Genomic DNA, 17,187 nt, shown 5'->3' with positions numbered 1-17,187 from the left:
CCATGACCATGGCGGCCCTGTGCAGGCTGGAGAGGGGTCGTGTTATTCGGGATTAGGCCGGTTCGGCGGTCTTTTCAGGCGCCGGTCCTGACTGATCTTTCTGGGCCTGGGCGCGGCGTTCCAGCGCCGCCTTGATATGGTCGGGCAAACGCTCGTACCCCGGTGACTGGCGCGGGTCACGATAAGGGGTGTCGATGCAGTCCATGCCCTCAAACAACTCTGGCCTTTCTTCGTAGATGGGTTTGCTCATGTTGGGAGCCTCCGAAACAATAAGGGAATGATGCGCTTTTTGGATGCGGACGTGAGCCGGTAGAGCAGCCTGCCCGCACATCCCCGGCTCCTGCAACGGGGTGGCTTTTCACCACCCCATCGTTGCAGGGGGTCGCGAAACGCTACCCCCTTTGCCGCCGGCCTGAAGGGGATGGGGTCGCAAAACGCTACCCCATCGAATTGGCTGACCAGTTTCTGGCCAACCTTCCCCCAGCCTTGCCGGACCCGGTAGGCATGTGGGTTGTCCACAAGGTCATCCACCGCAACGGTGGATAACACGCGGGACCGGCGCCCCGCCGCGGTTCGGGTCTTCACCACCACCAGCTTCCGATTTCAAATCCAGAGGTCTGGAGGAGCGGCCGACTGGCAAATACGACCCATGGTTCGTATTGAGGCCAGCAGCCCAGACCCGGACCAGCACCCAGTCGCCTAGCAGATCCCATTCCAGGGGATGAACGCCACTGGCGGGTACCCCAGTGAGTGCCTTTCAAAAGGCAGTAAGGCAGGAACCCAGCAAATACGCGGCATGGAGAGGAGAACATGTACTACAGCCTCGCGCCCTGAAAGCCCCGCCAGCCGGGGCTTTCGGCTATCTGGCGTGGTGCCATGTGCGGCTGTGCATGGCTGATTTCCAAAGCGAAAAGTCATCATGGCCCGAACTCGTGCGGGTACCGGTACAGGCCGGCAGGCGTGGTCGCGCAACAGCCGGATACAGTGACGCCCGTCCTGCTTCGGGTGGCGGTTCCGGAGGCATCCCCTGCTGGGATCGCCAGCCAGCGCTATTGCCGGCCCAGAACTGCCTGCACCAAAGCGGTGCGGAACGGCTCGCGACAGATCTTCGCTGAGCCTGTCTCCAGGCACCCGCTGCGGTAAGTGTTCCCCGCGAGGTGGGTGATGCCGGAACGACCCCGGGGGGGCAGGCGATCATCTTTCAGACCGATCTTGAAAGGTTCCACGGCGGCGCCATATTCGATCCCGAACGATAACCTGAGGAGAGAAACATGCCCCGTTATGAACCCTGGAGTCTTTTGAACCAGCTTCAACGCGAACTGGAAAGGACCTACGAAACCAAGAACAGCGGCACCGAGACGGCCGCAACGGCCGAATGGACGCCGGCGGTGGATATCAAGGAGGAAGCCGATCGCTATGTCCTCTGGGCTGACCTGCCCGGTGTCAATCCGGATGCCATCGACATCATGATGGAGAACGGCATCCTGACGCTCAAGGGCGAGCGTGCCACCGAGGCGACCGAGCGCCGCGACGGGCTGAAGCGTGCCGAGCGCGTCTACGGCAGTTTCTACCGCCGTTTCTCGCTCCCGGACACCGCCGATGCCGAGGGCATCACGGCCCGCTGCAACGGCGGCGTGCTGGAGATCACCATTCCCAAGAAGGCTGCGGTACAGCCGAAAAAGATTCAGGTCCTGGCCGAAGGTTGATCTTCCGCCTGCGCCGATCATCCCCCGTGCTTGAGGGCGCCCTGGCGCCCTCTTTTTTGGCCGGTATCGTGCGGTGGCGACGGCCCTGATGATGCTCACATTACATTCCGGGCGCTTCCGTCTAGAATTCGCCTCTCCCCGCGAGGGGGCGTTCATCCACAACCGGTAGCGAAAGTCGCCTCGGTCGCCAGACGGCGGGCGGGGGCAAGAATACGAACTTCGATATCCGTATCAACAACGACGATGGAACGGATCTTTATGACGCATGTTTTGATCAGCCGCGCGAGCACATTCAATAAATGGCTGCCAGGGATTCTGGGCCTATGTTTCCTGCACCTGGGACAGGCCGCGCAGGCCGGGCCGCATCTCAATGTTGGACCCCCGCAGGGGTTTTCCTACGAGGCCCTGGTGGATCGCGCCGCGGCCATGGCCAAGGGGACCTACGAGGCGCCGCCGCGACCGATGCCGTCAGTGGTCGAGAAAATCGATTACGAGACCTGGGGCAATATCCGCTACCGGCCGGAATCGGCCCTGTTCGCCAATGGCCCGGGGATATTCCCGGCCACCTTCTTCCATGTCGGCCAGTTCTTCCAGAAGTCGGTCAAGATGCATGTGGTCGAGAACGGGCAGGCGCGCGAGATTCTCTACAGCAGCGATTACTTTTCGATGCCCAAGAACAGTATCGCCCGCAAGCTGCCGGCCGATACCGGCTTTGCCGGCTTTCGCCTGCAGGAATCGCGCAATCGCGAGGACTGGCGCACCCAGGACTGGGTGGCCTTCCTCGGCGCGTCCTACTTCCGCGCAATCGGGGCCCTGAACCAGTATGGCCTGTCGGCGCGCGGCGTCACCATCGATTCCGCCGAACCGACCCCCGAGGAGTTCCCCGATTTCACCGAGTTCTACATTGAAGGCGCCAAATCGGAAGCGGAGCCGGAAATTGTCTATGCCCTGCTGAACGGCCCCAGCGTCACCGGCGCCTATCGCTTCTTCATCCGTCGCACCGAGGGTGTCATCATGGACATCGACGCCGCCCTGTTCCTGCGCAAGGACGTGGCTCGGCTGGGCCTGGCGCCGCTGACCTCGATGTACTGGTTCAGCGAGACCGAGAAGCGCCGGCTCGAGGACTGGCGACCGGAGGTCCACGATTCCGACGGGCTCGCCATCTGGTCCGGCGCCGGCGAACGCCTCTGGCGGCCGCTGGTCAATCAGCCGTATGCCGTGACCTCCAGCTTTGTCGATCAGAGCCCCAAGGGATTCGGCCTGTTGCAGCGTGACCGCGTGTTCGAGGACTACCTGGACGGCGTCAACTACGAGCGCCGCCCGAGTCTCTGGGTCGAGCCGCTGGGCGACTGGGGGCAGGGTGCGGTACAGCTGGTGGAGCTGCCCACCGACGACGAAATCCATGACAACATCGTCACCTACTGGCGACCGGCGGAACCGGCCAAGGCCGGTTCCAGTTTCCGGTTGCGCTACCGGCTGCACTGGCTGGGTGACGAACCCTACCCGGCCAAGGTGGCCAAGTGCGTTGCCACCCGCATCGGCCGTGGCGGTCAGCCCGGCAAGCCGCGGCCCAAGGGGGTCTACAAATTCAGCGTGGAATTTGCCGGTGAAGCGCTGGACGTGCTGTGGGGCGATACCGTCAAGGCCGAACCGGTCATCACCACCTCCCAGGGCGAGATCAGCGGCGCCTTCCTGGAGCCCATTCCCGGCACCCGCCGCTGGCGGGTCATCTTTGACCTGACGCCGAAAACCGAGGACCCGGCGGAGCTGCGTCTCTACATCCGCGGCAACGGCGACGCCATGACGGAAACCTGGCTGTACCAGTTCCGCCCCGGCAACGGTCGCTGAACCCCTTCCGCAAACTGCCGGCCGGGCATGCCCTGGGGCGCTCGGCCGGCACTCCGTCCGCCCGCAACGTTCAGCGCCACAGTTCCGCGCCGTGGCTCTCGACGACGCGCCGATAGAAGTGGGCACTGTCCTTCAGCGTGCGCGCCTGGGTCGCGTAATCCACGTGGATGAGCCCGAAACGCTTGTCATAGCCGAAGGCCCACTCGAAGTTGTCCAGCAGCGACCAGGCGAAATAGCCTCTCAGGTCGACGCCCTCGGCGATGGCGGCATGGGCGGCCAGCAGATGCCGGCGCAGGTAATCCACCCGCAGGGGATCGGCCAATCGTCCGCCCGTGGGCGGTTCGTCGTCGAAGGCTGCGCCGTTCTCGGTGATGTAGAGCGGTAGGTCGCCATAGCGGCGCTTGACCCACAGCAGACAGCTTTTCAGCCCCTCGGCGAATACCTCCCAGCCCATCGCCGTGTGCGGAGCCTGGGCCTGGAGCACCCGTTCCGCCCCGAAGGGCGCGAGACCGGGCGCATCTCGCACCACCGAGCGGCTGTAATAGTTGATGCCCAGGAAATCGATGGGCTCGCGGATCAGCCGGAAATCGGCTGCCGGAAACGCCTCGCCCGTCCAGCCATCGATCTCGCCCAGTTCGTCCGGATAGCGGCCCAGGAACACCGGGTCGAGATACAGGCGATTCATCCAGGCATGCAGGCGGTGCATCGCAGCCAGGTCCTCGGGGCGCTCCGAGGCGGCATGCTTGGGCTCCAGGTTGACCACCAGCCCGATGCGGCCCTCGCCGCCGTCGGCCCGGAAGGCCTGCACGGCCAGCCCGTGTCCCCGCAGCAGGTTGTGGGCTGCCTGCCGCGCCAGGGGCATCGACCGTCGCCCCGGGGGATGCGTGCCCGCCACATAGCCCTCCTGCACGATGACCCAGGGTTCGTTGAGCGTCACCCAGTGCCGCACCCGCCCGTTGAACGCCCGGAACAGCTGGTGCGCGTAGTCACCGAACCAGCCCGCCATGTCCCGGTGTGCCCAGCCGCCGCGATCGTCCAGCGCGGCCGGCAGATCCCAGTGATGCAGGGTGACGAACGGCTCGATGCCGGCATCCGCCAGGCAGTCCAGCAGGCGGCGGTAGAAGTCCAGCCCTTTGGTATTCAGTCGGCCATGTCCGTCCGGGAAGATGCGGCTCCAGGCAATGCTGAAGCGGTAGGCGCCAAGGCCCATGTCCCGCAGCAGCGCCACATCGTCCGCATAGCGCCGGTAATGATCGCAGGCACGATCACCGGTCGCGTCCCGCTCGGTCCGGCCCGGTGTATGGCTGAAGCGATGCCAGTTGCTCGGGCCCGCGCCATCCGCCAGCGGCGAGCCCTCGATCTGATAGGCAGAGGTGGCGGCGCCCCAGACAAAGCCGGTCGGAAATTGGTGGGGCGAGGTCACGGTGCCGGGGCGGGGAGAAGGGCCCCAGGCTGCGCCGGGGCATCGCTGCCGGCAACCGGCCGTCGCCCTTGGTGGCCCGGGGAGGGCGAGGGCGCTCTCCCGCTCATGTCCGATCCGTCCGGGGAGCGCGGGCGCGTGCCATTATTTCCTGATGACAATATTGTTGAAGCGTGTCCTGAAGCGCGCGCCTTTTTCCTTTTCGCCGTCGGCGCCCAGCTCGAAGCAGGCGCGACCGACCTTGACGCCCGTGATCCGGGTCGCATCCGTGAACGTGGTGCCGTCAAGACTTTCGTTTCCATTCAGGGTCTTCCGGATACCCCGGACCAGGAACTGGGCCTCGTCGGCGCCGCTAGCGCCCGGAACCCTGCTGATCACCAGGGAAAGCCCCCGGGTCCGGTAGACATCGCCGTTATCCGCCAGCGGCAATCCGGTCGGAGCGGGATCCTTGCCCATCGCGTTGTGCAACTTGGTGAACGCAAAGTTGCCGTCGTCTTGGCGTCCCACCAGCAACTCGTATTTGATGTAGCGGCCGCTTTCGAGCCACATTTCGATGGCAAGGTTGCAGCCCAGGCCGTTCTCGATGATGTCAGCCGACTGGATGGAGAATCGGGTGGAGGTTTCCAGCGGTTTCTTTCTGGTCAGTTCCTGCAGTGTCTTGCCGGACAGTTTGGGCAACTCGTAGGCGATGCCGCTCAGGCCGCCTTCCATTTCGAAGGCCGTTGTCACCCGTTCCTGGTATGGGTTGGCCGCCGTGGCGCTGACTGTCGGCAACGTCAGCATGAGCACGGTCAGGGTTCGAAGGCGGTTGTTCATGATGGCGTCGTTTCGGGTTGGTAGGGGGGTATCACCCGGATGAAGGCGGCGATGCCATCACACGGGAAATATCGCCATGAGTAAAAAACGGCCGGGTAGTTTAGCCTGCCGCCATTTCGGTTTTCCAGCCGGCACTTTGTTTGGAAAATCCATAAGGATTGTCATGCCGGGCATTCTGATGCCCGTGCCATAGCGGACCTATGGGAATATCGGGTTTCGAGAGTGCCGGCGCCATTCCCCATCATCTCCCCATCATCCTGCCCGAAAAGGTATCCCGTCAGCGCCATGGCCCGAGCACGGTTCCGCCGGCCAGGCGGGCAGGGGCCGAAATGCTATTGCCGCGCGTTGCCGGCCGGCGATTGCCCCAGCCGCCTGAAGGCATCGTTGGCGACCGTCGGGGTCTCGATCGCCTGTTTCAGCAGTTCGGTGACGCGGCTGGCCACAGCGGTGGTGTAGTGGTAGCCATCGATGTAGTGGTCGTCGTCCCGGGTGATCGGCGAGGGAATCAGGAAGTCCACCACGGTCAGCCGCGGCAGCCGTTCCGTCATGGCCGCCGCGCGGGCCTTGCAGCCGTCCCACAGGGCCGCCTGCTCGGTGCCGGGCCGTGGCTGGTAGTCGGCGTGGATCGGGGGAAACAGGATGATCTTGAGGCTCCCGGCCGGCAGTGCCGAGAGGCTCGCCTCCAGCTGCTCCAGCGCCGGATAGCGGGTGGCGGCGAGCGGCGTCGCATAATCGCGGTTGAGGGTTTCCCGATGGCTCTCGCGCAGGCGCCTGCGGATGGCAGCCGGATCGTTCTGCCGATGCAGGGTACGGGTAATGTCCTCGTAGCCGTCCAGCCAGCGCGCATAGGGCCGGTGCAGCCCCAGCATGGCGCGTGTCTGATCGTAGGCCGCTTTCAGGCTGGTCTTGTTGAACGGCGGCAGGTCGTTCCAGGGATTGGTGTCGTAGAGCCAGTCCGGATAGCTGCGCGCCAGGATGTCGTTGCCGTGCTCCGGCATCGGCTTGCCATGGCACCAGAGAAAGTCCAGATCGACGATGACCGCCGCCAGCGCCGGGTGGTAATGGTGAAAGAGCGCCAGGATGCGCAGCTGTTCGTGCGCCGTCGACAGCGGCATGGCCAGGTTGACGAAATGCCCGCCGAAGGCCGCGTTCAGCTCCGGAGGCTTGAGCAGCATCGCCGTCGAGGTGCCGATGACCAGGCTGTCGAACTCCGGCCGCCTGAGCAGCCGCGCATTCCAGTGCCGATGGTCGCCGCGCGCCGGGTAGCGGTCCCAGGCGGGCGAAAAGTGCACCGAGTCGTAGGGGTCGACGATCAGGATCAGCAGGTAGAGGACGCCCGCCGCCGCCGCCGCGCTGGCGAGCATCAGGCCCACATAGCGGCGCCAGTCCGGTTCAGAACTGGAAGTAGATGAATTCCTGCTCAACGTCGCTCCCGATCAGGAAGAGGCACACGAAAAGGACGATGCCCGCCAGCACGGCCAGGGCGCGGCGCGGCGCCAGCCGCTCCAGGGCAACCGACTGGCTGGGTGGCCCCAGGGTCGAGGCCAGGCCCGCCGCCGCCAGCAGCAGCAGATTGGCGGCGTTGACGGACTCGACCGGCAGGCCGCCGCCGTGCATCGCCCGGTAGAACGCCAGCGCGGCGGTGAAGGATTCGCTGCGGAACAGCGGGGCGCCCTCGAACCAGAACCATAGCGTCAGCATCCAGCCCAGGAACCAGGGCAGCCGGGCGGGATAGCGCTTGTCGACCAGGGTATACCCGGCCAGGGCGACGCCCTGCAGCAGGCCCCAGGCGGCGAAGTTCCAGGAAGCCCCATGCCAGAGGCCGGCCAGCAGCATGGTGATGATCATGCCGGTGACGCGCGGGTAGGGCAGCCAGCGGCTGGTGGCCATGGGCACGAACAGGTAGTCGCGCAGGAAGCGCGACAGGGTCATGTGCCAGCGTTGCCAGAGCTCGCGGACGGAGCGGCTGCGGTAGGGATTGTCGAAGTTGACCGGCAGCCGGAATCCGAACAGCCAGGACACGCCCAGCGCCATGTCGGTGTAGGCCGAGAAATCGAAGAAGATCTGCCAGGCAAACCCGATGGCGCCGGTCCAGGCATCCAGGGCATTCAGCGGTCCGTGGCCGGCGGCGGTGAAGATCGGGCCGATCATGCGTGCCAGACTGTCGGCCAACACCACCTTCTTGACCAGACCGATGCAGAACAGTGTCAGGCCGCGGCCGAAACGTTCCCACAGGCCCTCGCGCCAGGGATTCTGAGACAGCTGCGGGATCAGTTCGTGATGGCGGATGATGGGGCCGGCAATCTCGTGCGGGAAAAAGGTCACATAGGCGGCGTAGCGCTCGAAGCCGTAGCGGTGTCCCTTCTTCTTCCACGTATCGACCAGGAAGGAGATCTGCTGGAAGGTGAAGAAGGAGATCGCCAGCGGCAGCGTGATCCTGGCCAGCCGGAAGCCGGTGCCGGCCAGACTGTCGAGCGTATCGGCGAACAGGTTGGCGTACTTGAAATAACCCAGCAGGCCCAGGTTGAAGACGATGCCGAGGATCAGCACCGCCCGCTGCGGCCGTGCCTCGCGGAAGCCCCGGTTCATCCAGGCGGCCAGTCCGAAATTGGTCAGGATCGATCCGCCCAGCAGCGGCAGGTAGTTCGGGTTCCACCAGCCGTAGAAGAACAGCGAGGCCAGGGTCAGCCAGTTGATGGCCGCCCGCGACCAGCCTTGGTGCCAGAGCCACAGGAACAGCCCGAGCACGACCGGCAGGAAGAACAGGACAAATTCGAGGGAGTTGAAGAGCATGCGTGCGGCGGGCAGCGAGGGACCGGGGCGGCAGCGCCTGATCGGCCGGTCCCCGCGGGGGAAGCATTATCGTCGAATGGGCGGCATCAGGGAAATGGCGGTGTCGCCGGCACGCCCGCAGGGTGCTCCCGCGCCGGCGATCGCAGCCAGCGCGCGGCACCCTGTCCGGCGGCGAGACCGGTCGCCAGGCAGGCGGTCAGCAGATAGCCTCCGGTCGGTGCCTCCCAGTCCAGCATTTCGCCCGCGCAGAAGACGCCCGGCAGGTGCCGGATCATCAGTTGCTCGTCCAGCGCCGCGAACGCCACGCCGCCGGCGCTGCTGATGGCTTCCTCCAGTGGCCGCGTCGCGTCGAGGCGCAGCGGCAGCGCCCGGATGGCTGCGCCGAGCCGGTCCGGGTCCAGGAATGCCGCCTTGTCCAGCCGCTCGCGCAACAGGCCCAGCTTCACCGGCGACAGTCCGGCCACGCGCTGGAGATGCTGGCTGAGGGAGCGCGCCCCCCGCGGCCGGTTCAGCGCCGCGCGGAGCCTGTCGGGGTCCAGGTCGGGCGCCAGATCCAGGTACAGGCTGGCCTTTCCCTCCTGCTCGACGAGATCCCGCAGCGGTGCCGCCAGGGCATAGATCAGGCTACCCTCGACGCCATGGCGGGTGATGACGAACTCGCCGCGGCGGGACAGGGATTCGCCGCCGGGTGTCGTCAGCGTGGCGGCAACCGGCTTGACCGGGGTGCCGGCGAAACGGGCGGCGAAGTCCGGCCGCCAGCCGATGTCGAAACCGCAGTTGGCGGGCCGCAGTGGTCGCACCGCGACATCCCGCGCCCGCAGCCAGGCCTGCCAGGCGCCGTCCGAGCCCAGCCGTGACCAGCTGCCGCCGCCCAGCGCCAGCACGCAGGCGGCGCTGCGCACTCGCAGGATGCCGTCCGGTGTCGCGAACCGCAGGCGGCCATCGGCTTCCCAGCCTTGCCAGCGATGCCGCACATGGATGCGCACGCCCAGCTCGCGCAGGCGTCGCAGCCAGGCCCGCAGCAGCGGCGTGGCCTTCTTCTGCCGCGGGAAGACCCGGCCCGAGCTGCCGACGAAGGTCTCGACACCCAGTGTCGCCGCGAAGTCGCGCACCGCCTGGTTGTCGAAATGGTGCAGGAATGGTGCGAGCGCGGCCTGGCGTTCCCCGTAGCGGGTCAGGAAGGCCTCCCGGGCTTCGGCATGAGTCAGGTTGAGGCCGCTTTTCCCGGCCAGCAGGAACTTCCGCCCCACCGAGGGCATGGCATCGTAAAGCTCGACGGCGCAGCCCCGGGTGGCCGCGGCCTCCGCCGCCATCAGGCCGGCGGGACCGCCGCCGATGATGCTGATGCCGTTGTCCACCGTGACCGGGACTGCCGGCGGCAAATCCGTCGTCGGCATCAAACCGCCACGCCCAGGGTTGCCAGATATCGGCGTGCGCTGCGCTCGCAGGTATATTCGGCCACCGCCGCGCGCAGCGCCTCCGGTGGCAGGGGATTCGCGAGGGTCCGCGCCATCGCCACGGCCAGCCCCGCCACGTCGCCGACCGCCACCAGGGGGCCGAAGCGGCCATCCGCGAGGATCTGCCGGGGACCGCTGGGGCAGTCGGTCGCCACCGACGGGATGCCCAGGGCCAGGGCTTCGGTCAGGGCGTTCGGTGAGCCCTCCCACAGCGAGGACAGCACGAACAGGCTGGCCCGCGAGAGCAGTGCGTAGGGGTTGTGCCGGAAGCCGACCAGGTCAACCTCGGTCCCGACACCCAGCGTGGCGGCCAGCGCCTCCAGCCGGGCGCGGTCGCTGCCCTCGCCGATCAGGATCAGCCGGCATGGGCGTTCCGCACGCAGCCGGGCGAAGGCGCGGATGAGATCGGGGAAGCCCTTCTGGCGGGTCAGTCGGCCCATGCCCATGATCACCGGCACGCCCGCATCCGTCAGCCAGGGGTGCGCGGCGGGTTCGGCTGCCCCGACGGCCAGCTCGGGCGTGATCACGGGATTGTCGATCACCGTCACCCGGCTGGCCGGCAGCCCGGTGATGGCGACGATATCGTCGCGAACCCCCTCCGAGACCGCGACGATGGCGTCCAGCCGCGGATGGAACAGGCGCATGCCGGCGAACCAGGCGGCGCGGCGCAGTCGGCTCTTGCCGGCCAGGGCGGCGGAAACGGTCGTGCCCAGCCGCCCCGCCAGGCGCACCCGCACGCCGCTCAGCCAGCGGGCCAGAATGGCGATGCGGATGGCGCGCTCCTTGGCAGCCAGCAGGGCATCCGGGCGCGCCGTGCGCAGGTAGCGGATCAGGCCCGGCAGGGCCTGCCAGGTGTGCCGCACATTCAGGCGCACCACGTTGACGTGCTCGGGAATGCTGCCCAGGTGTTCGCCCTCGGCGCGGGCAAGGACCAGATCCACGCGGACGCCGGCAGCCAGCATGCCGCGGGCGAGGTTGCCGAGCATGTGTTCCACGCCGCCCTGGCCGGAGAAGGAGGCGAAGATGGCGACACGGGGGGTGACGGCGGTCATGGGTATCCGGATGGGGTCAGCGGCTCTCTTCGAGCAGATCGAGCGGGTGGGTGCGGGCATCCGGCCGGCGGGCAAAGCCCTCCTCCAGGAAATGCCGCCAGAGGGCGAACTGGACGATGGCCCAGAGCAGGGTCGGACCCTGGCGGGTGTCGTGGCAGTGGCCGATCAACGTTCGCACGCCCTCGGGCCTGAACCACGGATCGAGCAGGCGGTGCTCCGGCAGCAGCGCCTGCAGCCGCGCGAGGAAGCCCGCGTCCAGCCATTCGCCCATGGGGACATGGAAGCCGCGTTTGCGCCCGCGCAGATGGTCCTCGGGCAGGTCGCGGGCGGCCCAGCGCCTCAGGAAGTGCTTGCCGTCCCGGCCGCTGATCTTCAGCCGGTCCGGCAGGCTCAGACCGAACTCGACCAGGCGATGGTCGAGGAACGGCACGCGTCCCTCCACGCCCCAGGCCATCAGCATGCGGTCGGCCTTGACCAGCAGGTTGTCCGGCAGGGCCTGGGCGAGGTCGATGGCCTGCATGCGCTGCAGGTCGCTCCAGTCGGGGGGCGTCCCGCGCCAGGCGTCGACGACCGGCTGGCGCGCGGCGGCCAGCTGTTCCAGCAGCGGCGGCCGGAACAGCCGCCCCGGCCAGGGGCCGCGGAAGCTGCCGCGCGTGCGGAAGCCGCCGGATCCCGGTGCCAGCCAGCCCTTCAGCAGGCGCTCCCAGCGCGAGCCCCGGTAGCGCCCGTAGCCGGCGAAGACCTCGTCGCCGCCCTCGCCGGAGAACACCACCTTCAGTTCCTCGCCGGCCGCCTGCGCCAGCAGCGAGGTCGGCAGGTTGGCGTTGTCGCGCATCAGCTCGTCGGCGGCCCAGACCGTCAGCGGCAGGGTCTCGAAGATCGCCCGCGAGTCCGGGCGGATTTCCCGGTGGCGACTGCCGAAGCGGCGCGACATGGCCAGCGCGGCCGGCAGCTCGTCCGCCAGCGCGGTGCCCGGGAAGCCTACCGAGTAGGTGCGGATCGGCTCGGCCCGGTAGCGGCTCAGCTGGGCCAGCAGGACGGCGGAATCGACGCCGCCGGAGAGGAACAGGCCGAACGGCACGTCCGCCCGCATGTGCTGGACGATGACCGTCTCCATCAGCCGGTCGAAGTCGCGCGCGGCGTCCTCGTAGCCGATCTCGCGCGGGCGGACGGCAAGCGGGCTCCAGTAGCGCTGCCGCCTGGCGATGCGGCCGGCCTCCACCCAGACCGCCTCGCCCGGGCGTACCCGTTCGATGCTCTGCAGCAGGGTGCCGGTGCCGGTGGCGAACTGGTTCTGCAGATACTCGGCCAGTCCTCGCGCCGCGATCGCCGGTGGGGCCTCCAGCAATGGCAGCAGGCCCTTGATCTCCGAGGCGAAGCTGATGCCATCCGGCCGCTCGGCCAGGAACAGCGGCTTGATGCCGAGCCGGTCGCGGGCCAGGATCAGCCGGTCGTGGCCGGCATCGTGCAGGGCGAAGGCGAACATGCCCTGCAGCCGGTCGAGGAAGCCGTCGCCGAACTGGCGGTAGGCATGCAGGATGACCTCGGAGTCCGAGTGTGTCCGGAACCGGTGGCCCAGGCCTTCCAGTTCCGCCCGCAGCTCGAGGAAGTTGTAGATCTCGCCGTTGGCGATCAGCGTCAGCGCGCCGTCCGCGGCCTGCAGGGGCTGGTGGCCGCCGCCGAGATCGATGATCGACAGGCGCGTATGGCCGAGCCCCACGCTGCCGGCGAGGTGAAGGCCCTGATCGTCCGGGCCGCGGTGCGCCAGCCGGCTGACGGCCGTTGCCAGCCGCTCGCGGTCGACCGGTCCGGTCTGGCGAAATTGTCCGACGATGCCGCACATGGGATTACAAGGGTGGGGTCAGGCCCGCTGGGGGAGGGATTGCCGGCATATCCGTCGTCGACATTGTATGCCGCCGCCGGGCCGGGCGCGCCGGCATGGCGGCGTTTCCCGCGCGGCCTCCGGCGGGCGGGCGAGGTGTCAGCACGGGCCCGGCGCCGCATTCTGCGCGATCACGTAGAGGTAGCGCACCAGCGTTTCCCGCTCCGCGTGATCCCGGAACCAGCCATTCTCGGCCAGGCGGGCCTCGCACAGGAAGCCGTTGCTCTCGGCCTCGAAGTCGGCTTGCAGCCTCAGGGAATGGTCATGATTCCTGATCCAGTGCCGGCGGACGTTAGCCGTGAAGTCATGCCGGACACAGTCGAAACCGAGCGTGCGCAGCACCTGGCTCAGGCGGGTATGGGCCGGTTCGAGGACATGCTCCGGATCGCCGTCCTCGCGGACCTGGAACGCCGCGATGATCAGGCGACCGCCGGGTTTCAGTCTGGCGTTGAGCTTGCGCAGCGTGGCGCCGTAGTCGCCCATGAAATACAGGGCGTCGATGGCGAGAATGGTGTCGTAGTCCGTCCCGGGCAGCTCGTCACGGGTCAGGTCCACGCAGCGGAAATCCAGCACCGCGCGGCGGTCGGCGGTGCGGCGCAGCGCCTGCTCGACCGCCACATCGGCATAGTCGACGCCCAGCAGGCGGCAGCCCGACTGCTGCTGGAGGTATTCGCTGATGTGCCCGTTCGAGCAGCCGACCTCCAGCACCCGCTCGCCGGGCTTGAGCAGCCCGGCCACGAAGGCCATTTCGTCGACGTCCATCATGCCGTGCTGGCACAGGTCGCGGCCGTAGACCGCCTCGCAGAACCGGGCATGGGCGGGGCTGTCCGCCGCTCGCCGGAAGTACTCGTTGTACCAGGCCCTGGAGAACATCTCCGCCTGACCCTGGCCGGCGGTGTGGTTCATCAGTTCGTTCATTGTCGGTTCCATCGGTCCTGCTCCTCAGCTGGCGGGAAAAATCGGCGCGGTCTGCGGCCCGGCCAGGCTGGCGCCGGAACCCCTCAGCACGGCGCGCCGGCCCGGTGGCGCATAGTGCAGCTCGATGTCCAGATCCGGTGGCGGCAGGATGCCGGCGCCGCGCTCGGGCCATTCGACGAAAACGATGGCGTCCGGCCGCAGGTAGTCGCGGATGCCCAGCCACTCCAGCTCTTCCGGGTCGCCGAGACGGTAGAGGTCGAAGTGATAGAGCGTCAGGGCCGGCAGCACGTATTCCTCGACCAGGGTGAAGGTGGGACTCTTGACCGTGCCCGCGTAACCGGCCGCCCGCAGGAAGCCGCGCACGAAGGTGGTCTTGCCGGCGCCGAGGTCGCCGTGCAGGAAGACCAGCGCACCGAGCGGCAGTCCGGCGTGGACCTCGGCCGCCAGTTGCAGGGTCGCGGGCTCGCCGGGCAGTTCGCGGGTCAGGCCGGGCATCGCATCACCGGACCGGGCGGCGAGCCATTGGCGAGTGTCCGCAGGGGCGCCATGAGATCGCCCGCCAGCAGGCCGCGTTCGCCATCGACGGCGGCCAGGTCGCCCGCCCGGGCATGCAGGTCGACGCCGCAGCGGGCGGCCGCAGGCAGTGCCAGTCCCTGCGCGGCCAGGCCGGCGATCACGCCGGTGAGCACATCGCCCATGCCGCCGCTGGCCATGCCGGGATTGCCGGCGGTGCAGATCGCCGGGCATCCGTCCTCGGCCAGGATCAGCGAGCCCGCGCCCTTGAGCACGATGCTGCCACCGTAGCGCGCGTGCAGCTCGGCGACCGCCGCGAAGCGATCCTGCTGGATGGCGCGGCTGTCGCGGCCGAGCAGGCGGCCGGCCTCGCCGGGGTGCGGGGTGAGCACCCAGCTGTCGCGGCGCACGGGATGTTCGGCCAGGAGATTGAGCGCATCGGCGTCGACGATCAGCGGTCGCTCGGTGGCCAGCACGCGGTCCAGCAGCGAGCGGGCCCAGGGGCCGCGTCCCAGCCCCGGTCCGATGGCGATGACCGTGGCCTGCTCCAGCAGCGGCTCCAGGTCGGTGGCGCTCTCCACGGCGTGGGCCATCAGTTCGGGGCGGGTGAGGTGGATCAGGCCGGCATGGGCCGCGCGGGTGGCCACGCTCACCAGTCCGGCGCCCACCCGCGCCGCGGCCTCCGCGGCCAGGCGCGCGGCACCGCTGTAGCCGTGCTCGCCACCCACCACCAGCACATGGCCGTACCGGCCCTTGTGGGCGGTCCGGGTACGGCGGGGCAGGCGGCAGGCGGCAGGATCGAGCCGCCGGGCCGAGGGTGTGGCCGCCTGGCGGGCCCGGGGGTCGATGCCGAGATCGTCGAACAGCACCCTGCCCGAGTGTTCCGGCCCCTCGCCGGTGAACAGGCCGCGCTTGAGGGCGACGAAGCTGACCGTAAGGTCGGCCTTGACGGCGACGCCAAGGCAGGCGCCGGTATCGGCATGCAGGCCGGAGGCAATGTCCAGCGCGACCACGGCGCGCCGGTCCAGGCCGCGCTCGCGGTAGCGGTTGACGGCGCGGACGATGTCGGCGGACGGGCCGCGGATCTCGCGATCCAGACCGGTGCCGAACAGGGCGTCGGCCAGGATCTCGGTCGCCTCGAAATCCTCCGGGATGAAGTCGAGGGTGGCGCCGCCCGCGGCGAGAAAGCGCGCCTGCGCCTGCCGCGCGTCGCCCTCGAGCGCGGCGGGCGGACTCGCCGGATGGACCCGGACATCCCAGCCGGCCTGATGCGCCAGCCGGGCGAGGATGTAGCCGTCGCCACCGTTGTTGCCGCCGCCGCAGACCGCCGACAGGGTGCGGGCGGTGGGCCAGTGCTGGCGGATGGCGGCGAAGGCAGCGCTGCCGGCGCGCTCCATCAGCTCGATGCCGGGCGTGCCATAGGCCTGGATTGCCGCCCGGTCGATGGCCCGCACGGCGGCGGCGGCATAGAGATCCGTAGGCAGTCTGTCGGTGGGCGTGCGGGTCGGGGGCATCGGTGCGACGAGGGGATGACGGGGCAGCGGCGATACCCGGTATGATGCCGCGCATTGCCGCCGGATGGCGCATTTTCCCGGAAACCCCGCGTGATCTCCAGTGCGATGGACCCCTCGGTCATTTCCCCCGACGAGCTGAAGACCCTGATCCGCGCCTGGGGGCAGGCGCTGGGCTTCCAGCAGGTGGGTATCGCCGACATTGATCTCGCCGCGGCCGAGCAGCGGCTCCAGGACTGGCTGGCGCGTGGCTTTCACGGCGAGATGGACTACATGGCCAGGCACGGCACGCGGCGCAGCCGGCCGCAGGAACTGGTTCCCGGCACGCTGCGTGTCATCAGCGTGCGCATGGATTACCTGCCGGAGCCGCGCGCGAACCTGGCTGCCCGGCTGGAAGAGCCCGGCATGGCCTTCATCTCGCGCTATGCCCTCGGGCGGGATTATCACAAGCTGCTGCGCCAGCGCCTGCAGGCGCTGGCCAGCCGGATCGAGGCGCTGATCGGTCCCTATGGCTATCGCGTCTTCACCGACAGTGCTCCGGTCATGGAGAAGCCACTGGCGGAGAAGGCCGGGCTCGGCTGGATCGGCAAGCACACCAACCTGATCAACCGGCAGGCCGGCTCGTTCTTCTTCCTCGGCGAACTCTATGTCGACCTGCCGCTGCCGGTCGACGCGCCGGTGACCCCGCACTGCGGCAGTTGCCGCGCCTGTATCGACATCTGTCCGACCCGGGCCATCGTCGCGCCGTACCAGCTGGACGCCCGGCGCTGCATTGCCTACCTCACCATCGAACTGCCGGGCGCCATTCCCGAGGTGTTCCGCAAACCGATGGGCAACCGGATCTACGGCTGCGACGACTGTCAGCTGGTCTGTCCCTGGAACCGCTACGCCCAGCTGACCCGGGAGGCGGATTTCCTGCCCCGTCACCGGCTCGACAGCGCCACGCTGCTGGAGTTGTTCGCCTGGGACGAGGACACGTTCCTGCGCCGGGCCGAAGGTTCCGCCATCCGCCGCATCGGCTGGCTGCGCTGGCTGCGCAATCTTGCGGTGGCGCTGGGCAACGCACCGCCGGACGCCGCCATCGTCGAGGCGCTCCGCCAGCGGCTGGAGCATCCCGCCGAACTGGTGCGGGAGCATGTGCGCTGGGCGCTGGCGCAGCACCGGCCGTCTGGTTCCGGGATCGCTTGAGCATGGGCTGCCGGATATCCGGCGGGAGAATAATCAGCTTTCGCTAATTTGTTTTGGGGCTATAGTTAACCGTGGACTGATCC

14 protein-coding genes are annotated in these 17,187 nt (G+C 68.2%); 3 read left to right on the top strand and 11 right to left on the bottom strand.

Going from position 1 to position 17,187, the window contains the following annotated elements; all coding sequences use genetic code 11:
* Window positions 1-52: 52 nt before the first annotated feature.
* Window positions 53-250, bottom strand: a complete 198-nt coding sequence (locus tag ACH5N8_RS13500; RefSeq protein ID WP_483281697.1) for a hypothetical protein — start codon at window positions 248-250, stop codon at window positions 53-55.
* A gap of 1,021 nt (window positions 251-1,271) precedes the next feature.
* Here ACH5N8_RS13500 and ACH5N8_RS13495 point away from each other — a divergent pair.
* Both ACH5N8_RS13495 and ACH5N8_RS13490 read left to right on the top strand, forming a co-directional pair.
* Window positions 1,272-1,706 (top strand): Hsp20/alpha crystallin family protein, encoded by a 435-nt coding sequence (locus ACH5N8_RS13495; protein WP_460027260.1) that lies wholly within the window; start codon window positions 1,272-1,274, stop codon window positions 1,704-1,706.
* 258 nt (window positions 1,707-1,964) lie between these two features.
* Entirely contained in the window at window positions 1,965-3,554 is a 1,590-nt protein-coding gene (locus ACH5N8_RS13490; protein ID WP_483281696.1) for an OpgD/OpgG family glucan biosynthesis protein, read from the top strand.
* Between the two features lie 70 nt (window positions 3,555-3,624).
* On the opposite strand, the gene ACH5N8_RS13485 is transcribed toward ACH5N8_RS13490, so the two are convergent.
* The 10 genes from ACH5N8_RS13485 to ACH5N8_RS13440 all read right to left on the bottom strand — a co-directional run bounded on the left by ACH5N8_RS13485 (window position 3,625) and on the right by ACH5N8_RS13440 (window position 15,919).
* Window positions 3,625-4,977: a GH1 family beta-glucosidase gene (locus ACH5N8_RS13485; protein WP_483281695.1), complete on the bottom strand. Its 1,353-nt coding sequence runs from the start codon at window positions 4,975-4,977 to the stop codon at window positions 3,625-3,627.
* A 141-nt stretch (window positions 4,978-5,118) separates the two neighbouring features.
* Complete coding sequence (locus ACH5N8_RS13480; RefSeq protein WP_483281694.1) at window positions 5,119-5,790, bottom strand: hypothetical protein; 672 nt, start codon at window positions 5,788-5,790, stop codon at window positions 5,119-5,121.
* Between the two features lie 332 nt (window positions 5,791-6,122).
* Window positions 6,123-7,154, bottom strand: a complete 1,032-nt coding sequence (locus ACH5N8_RS13475; protein WP_483281693.1) for a hypothetical protein — start codon at window positions 7,152-7,154, stop codon at window positions 6,123-6,125.
* A 28-nt stretch (window positions 7,155-7,182) separates the two neighbouring features.
* On the bottom strand, window positions 7,183-8,583 hold the full coding sequence (locus ACH5N8_RS13470) for an MBOAT family O-acyltransferase (RefSeq protein ID WP_483281692.1): 1,401 nt from the start codon (window positions 8,581-8,583) through the stop codon (window positions 7,183-7,185).
* An 86-nt stretch (window positions 8,584-8,669) separates the two neighbouring features.
* Window positions 8,670-9,980, bottom strand: a complete 1,311-nt coding sequence (locus ACH5N8_RS13465; RefSeq protein ID WP_483281691.1) for a TIGR03862 family flavoprotein — start codon at window positions 9,978-9,980, stop codon at window positions 8,670-8,672.
* Window positions 9,980-11,092, bottom strand: coding sequence for a glycosyltransferase (locus tag ACH5N8_RS13460; RefSeq protein ID WP_483281690.1), 1,113 nt, complete (start codon window positions 11,090-11,092; stop codon window positions 9,980-9,982). Before ACH5N8_RS13460 ends, ACH5N8_RS13465 begins: the two co-directional genes overlap by 1 nt.
* A gap of 16 nt (window positions 11,093-11,108) precedes the next feature.
* Entirely contained in the window at window positions 11,109-12,935 is a 1,827-nt protein-coding gene (gene asnB, locus ACH5N8_RS13455; protein WP_483281689.1) for an asparagine synthase (glutamine-hydrolyzing), read from the bottom strand.
* Window positions 12,936-13,073: 138 nt separating this feature from the next.
* A complete protein-coding gene (locus ACH5N8_RS13450; RefSeq protein WP_483281688.1) occupies window positions 13,074-13,904 on the bottom strand; it encodes a class I SAM-dependent methyltransferase in 831 nt (276 codons plus the stop codon).
* 12 nt (window positions 13,905-13,916) lie between these two features.
* Window positions 13,917-14,387 (bottom strand): tRNA (adenosine(37)-N6)-threonylcarbamoyltransferase complex ATPase subunit type 1 TsaE, encoded by a 471-nt coding sequence (gene tsaE, locus ACH5N8_RS13445; RefSeq protein ID WP_483281687.1) that lies wholly within the window; start codon window positions 14,385-14,387, stop codon window positions 13,917-13,919.
* Window positions 14,375-15,919 carry an NAD(P)H-hydrate dehydratase gene (locus ACH5N8_RS13440; RefSeq protein WP_483281686.1) on the bottom strand — a complete coding sequence of 515 codons (1,545 nt, stop codon included), beginning with the start codon at window positions 15,917-15,919 and terminating at the stop codon, window positions 14,375-14,377. Before ACH5N8_RS13440 ends, tsaE begins: the two co-directional genes overlap by 13 nt.
* Before the next feature lie 105 nt (window positions 15,920-16,024).
* Here ACH5N8_RS13440 and queG point away from each other — a divergent pair, with 105 nt between their 5' ends.
* Window positions 16,025-17,104 carry a tRNA epoxyqueuosine(34) reductase QueG gene (gene queG, locus ACH5N8_RS13435; RefSeq protein ID WP_483283197.1) on the top strand — a complete coding sequence of 360 codons (1,080 nt, stop codon included), beginning with the start codon at window positions 16,025-16,027 and terminating at the stop codon, window positions 17,102-17,104.
* Window positions 17,105-17,187 lie beyond the last annotated feature (83 nt).

Source organism: Methyloparacoccus sp. NF-16 (assembly GCF_056880625.1).
Note: the sequence above shows the minus strand (reverse complement) of the source record. Positions and strands in the feature narration are given on the sequence as shown.

What these genes read in the sequence shown, in the direction of transcription:
- ACH5N8_RS13500 (WP_483281697.1), bottom strand. Translation starts at nt 250, where the DNA reads ATGAGCAAACCCATCTACGAAGAAAGGCCAGAGTTGTTTGAGGGCATG.
- ACH5N8_RS13495 (WP_460027260.1), top strand. Translation starts at nt 1,272, where the DNA reads ATGCCCCGTTATGAACCCTGGAGTCTTTTGAACCAGCTTCAACGCGAA.
- ACH5N8_RS13490 (WP_483281696.1), top strand. Translation starts at nt 1,965, where the DNA reads ATGACGCATGTTTTGATCAGCCGCGCGAGCACATTCAATAAATGGCTG.
- ACH5N8_RS13480 (WP_483281694.1), bottom strand. Translation starts at nt 5,790, where the DNA reads ATGAACAACCGCCTTCGAACCCTGACCGTGCTCATGCTGACGTTGCCG.
- ACH5N8_RS13475 (WP_483281693.1), bottom strand. Translation starts at nt 7,154, where the DNA reads ATGCTCGCCAGCGCGGCGGCGGCGGCGGGCGTCCTCTACCTGCTGATC.
- ACH5N8_RS13470 (WP_483281692.1), bottom strand. Translation starts at nt 8,583, where the DNA reads ATGCTCTTCAACTCCCTCGAATTTGTCCTGTTCTTCCTGCCGGTCGTG.
- ACH5N8_RS13465 (WP_483281691.1), bottom strand. Translation starts at nt 9,980, where the DNA reads ATGCCGACGACGGATTTGCCGCCGGCAGTCCCGGTCACGGTGGACAAC.
- ACH5N8_RS13460 (WP_483281690.1), bottom strand. Translation starts at nt 11,092, where the DNA reads ATGACCGCCGTCACCCCCCGTGTCGCCATCTTCGCCTCCTTCTCCGGC.
- asnB (WP_483281689.1), bottom strand. Translation starts at nt 12,935, where the DNA reads ATGTGCGGCATCGTCGGACAATTTCGCCAGACCGGACCGGTCGACCGC.
- ACH5N8_RS13450 (WP_483281688.1), bottom strand. Translation starts at nt 13,904, where the DNA reads ATGGAACCGACAATGAACGAACTGATGAACCACACCGCCGGCCAGGGT.
- tsaE (WP_483281687.1), bottom strand. Translation starts at nt 14,387, where the DNA reads ATGCCCGGCCTGACCCGCGAACTGCCCGGCGAGCCCGCGACCCTGCAA.
- ACH5N8_RS13440 (WP_483281686.1), bottom strand. Translation starts at nt 15,919, where the DNA reads ATGCCCCCGACCCGCACGCCCACCGACAGACTGCCTACGGATCTCTAT.
- queG (WP_483283197.1), top strand. Translation starts at nt 16,025, where the DNA reads ATGGACCCCTCGGTCATTTCCCCCGACGAGCTGAAGACCCTGATCCGC.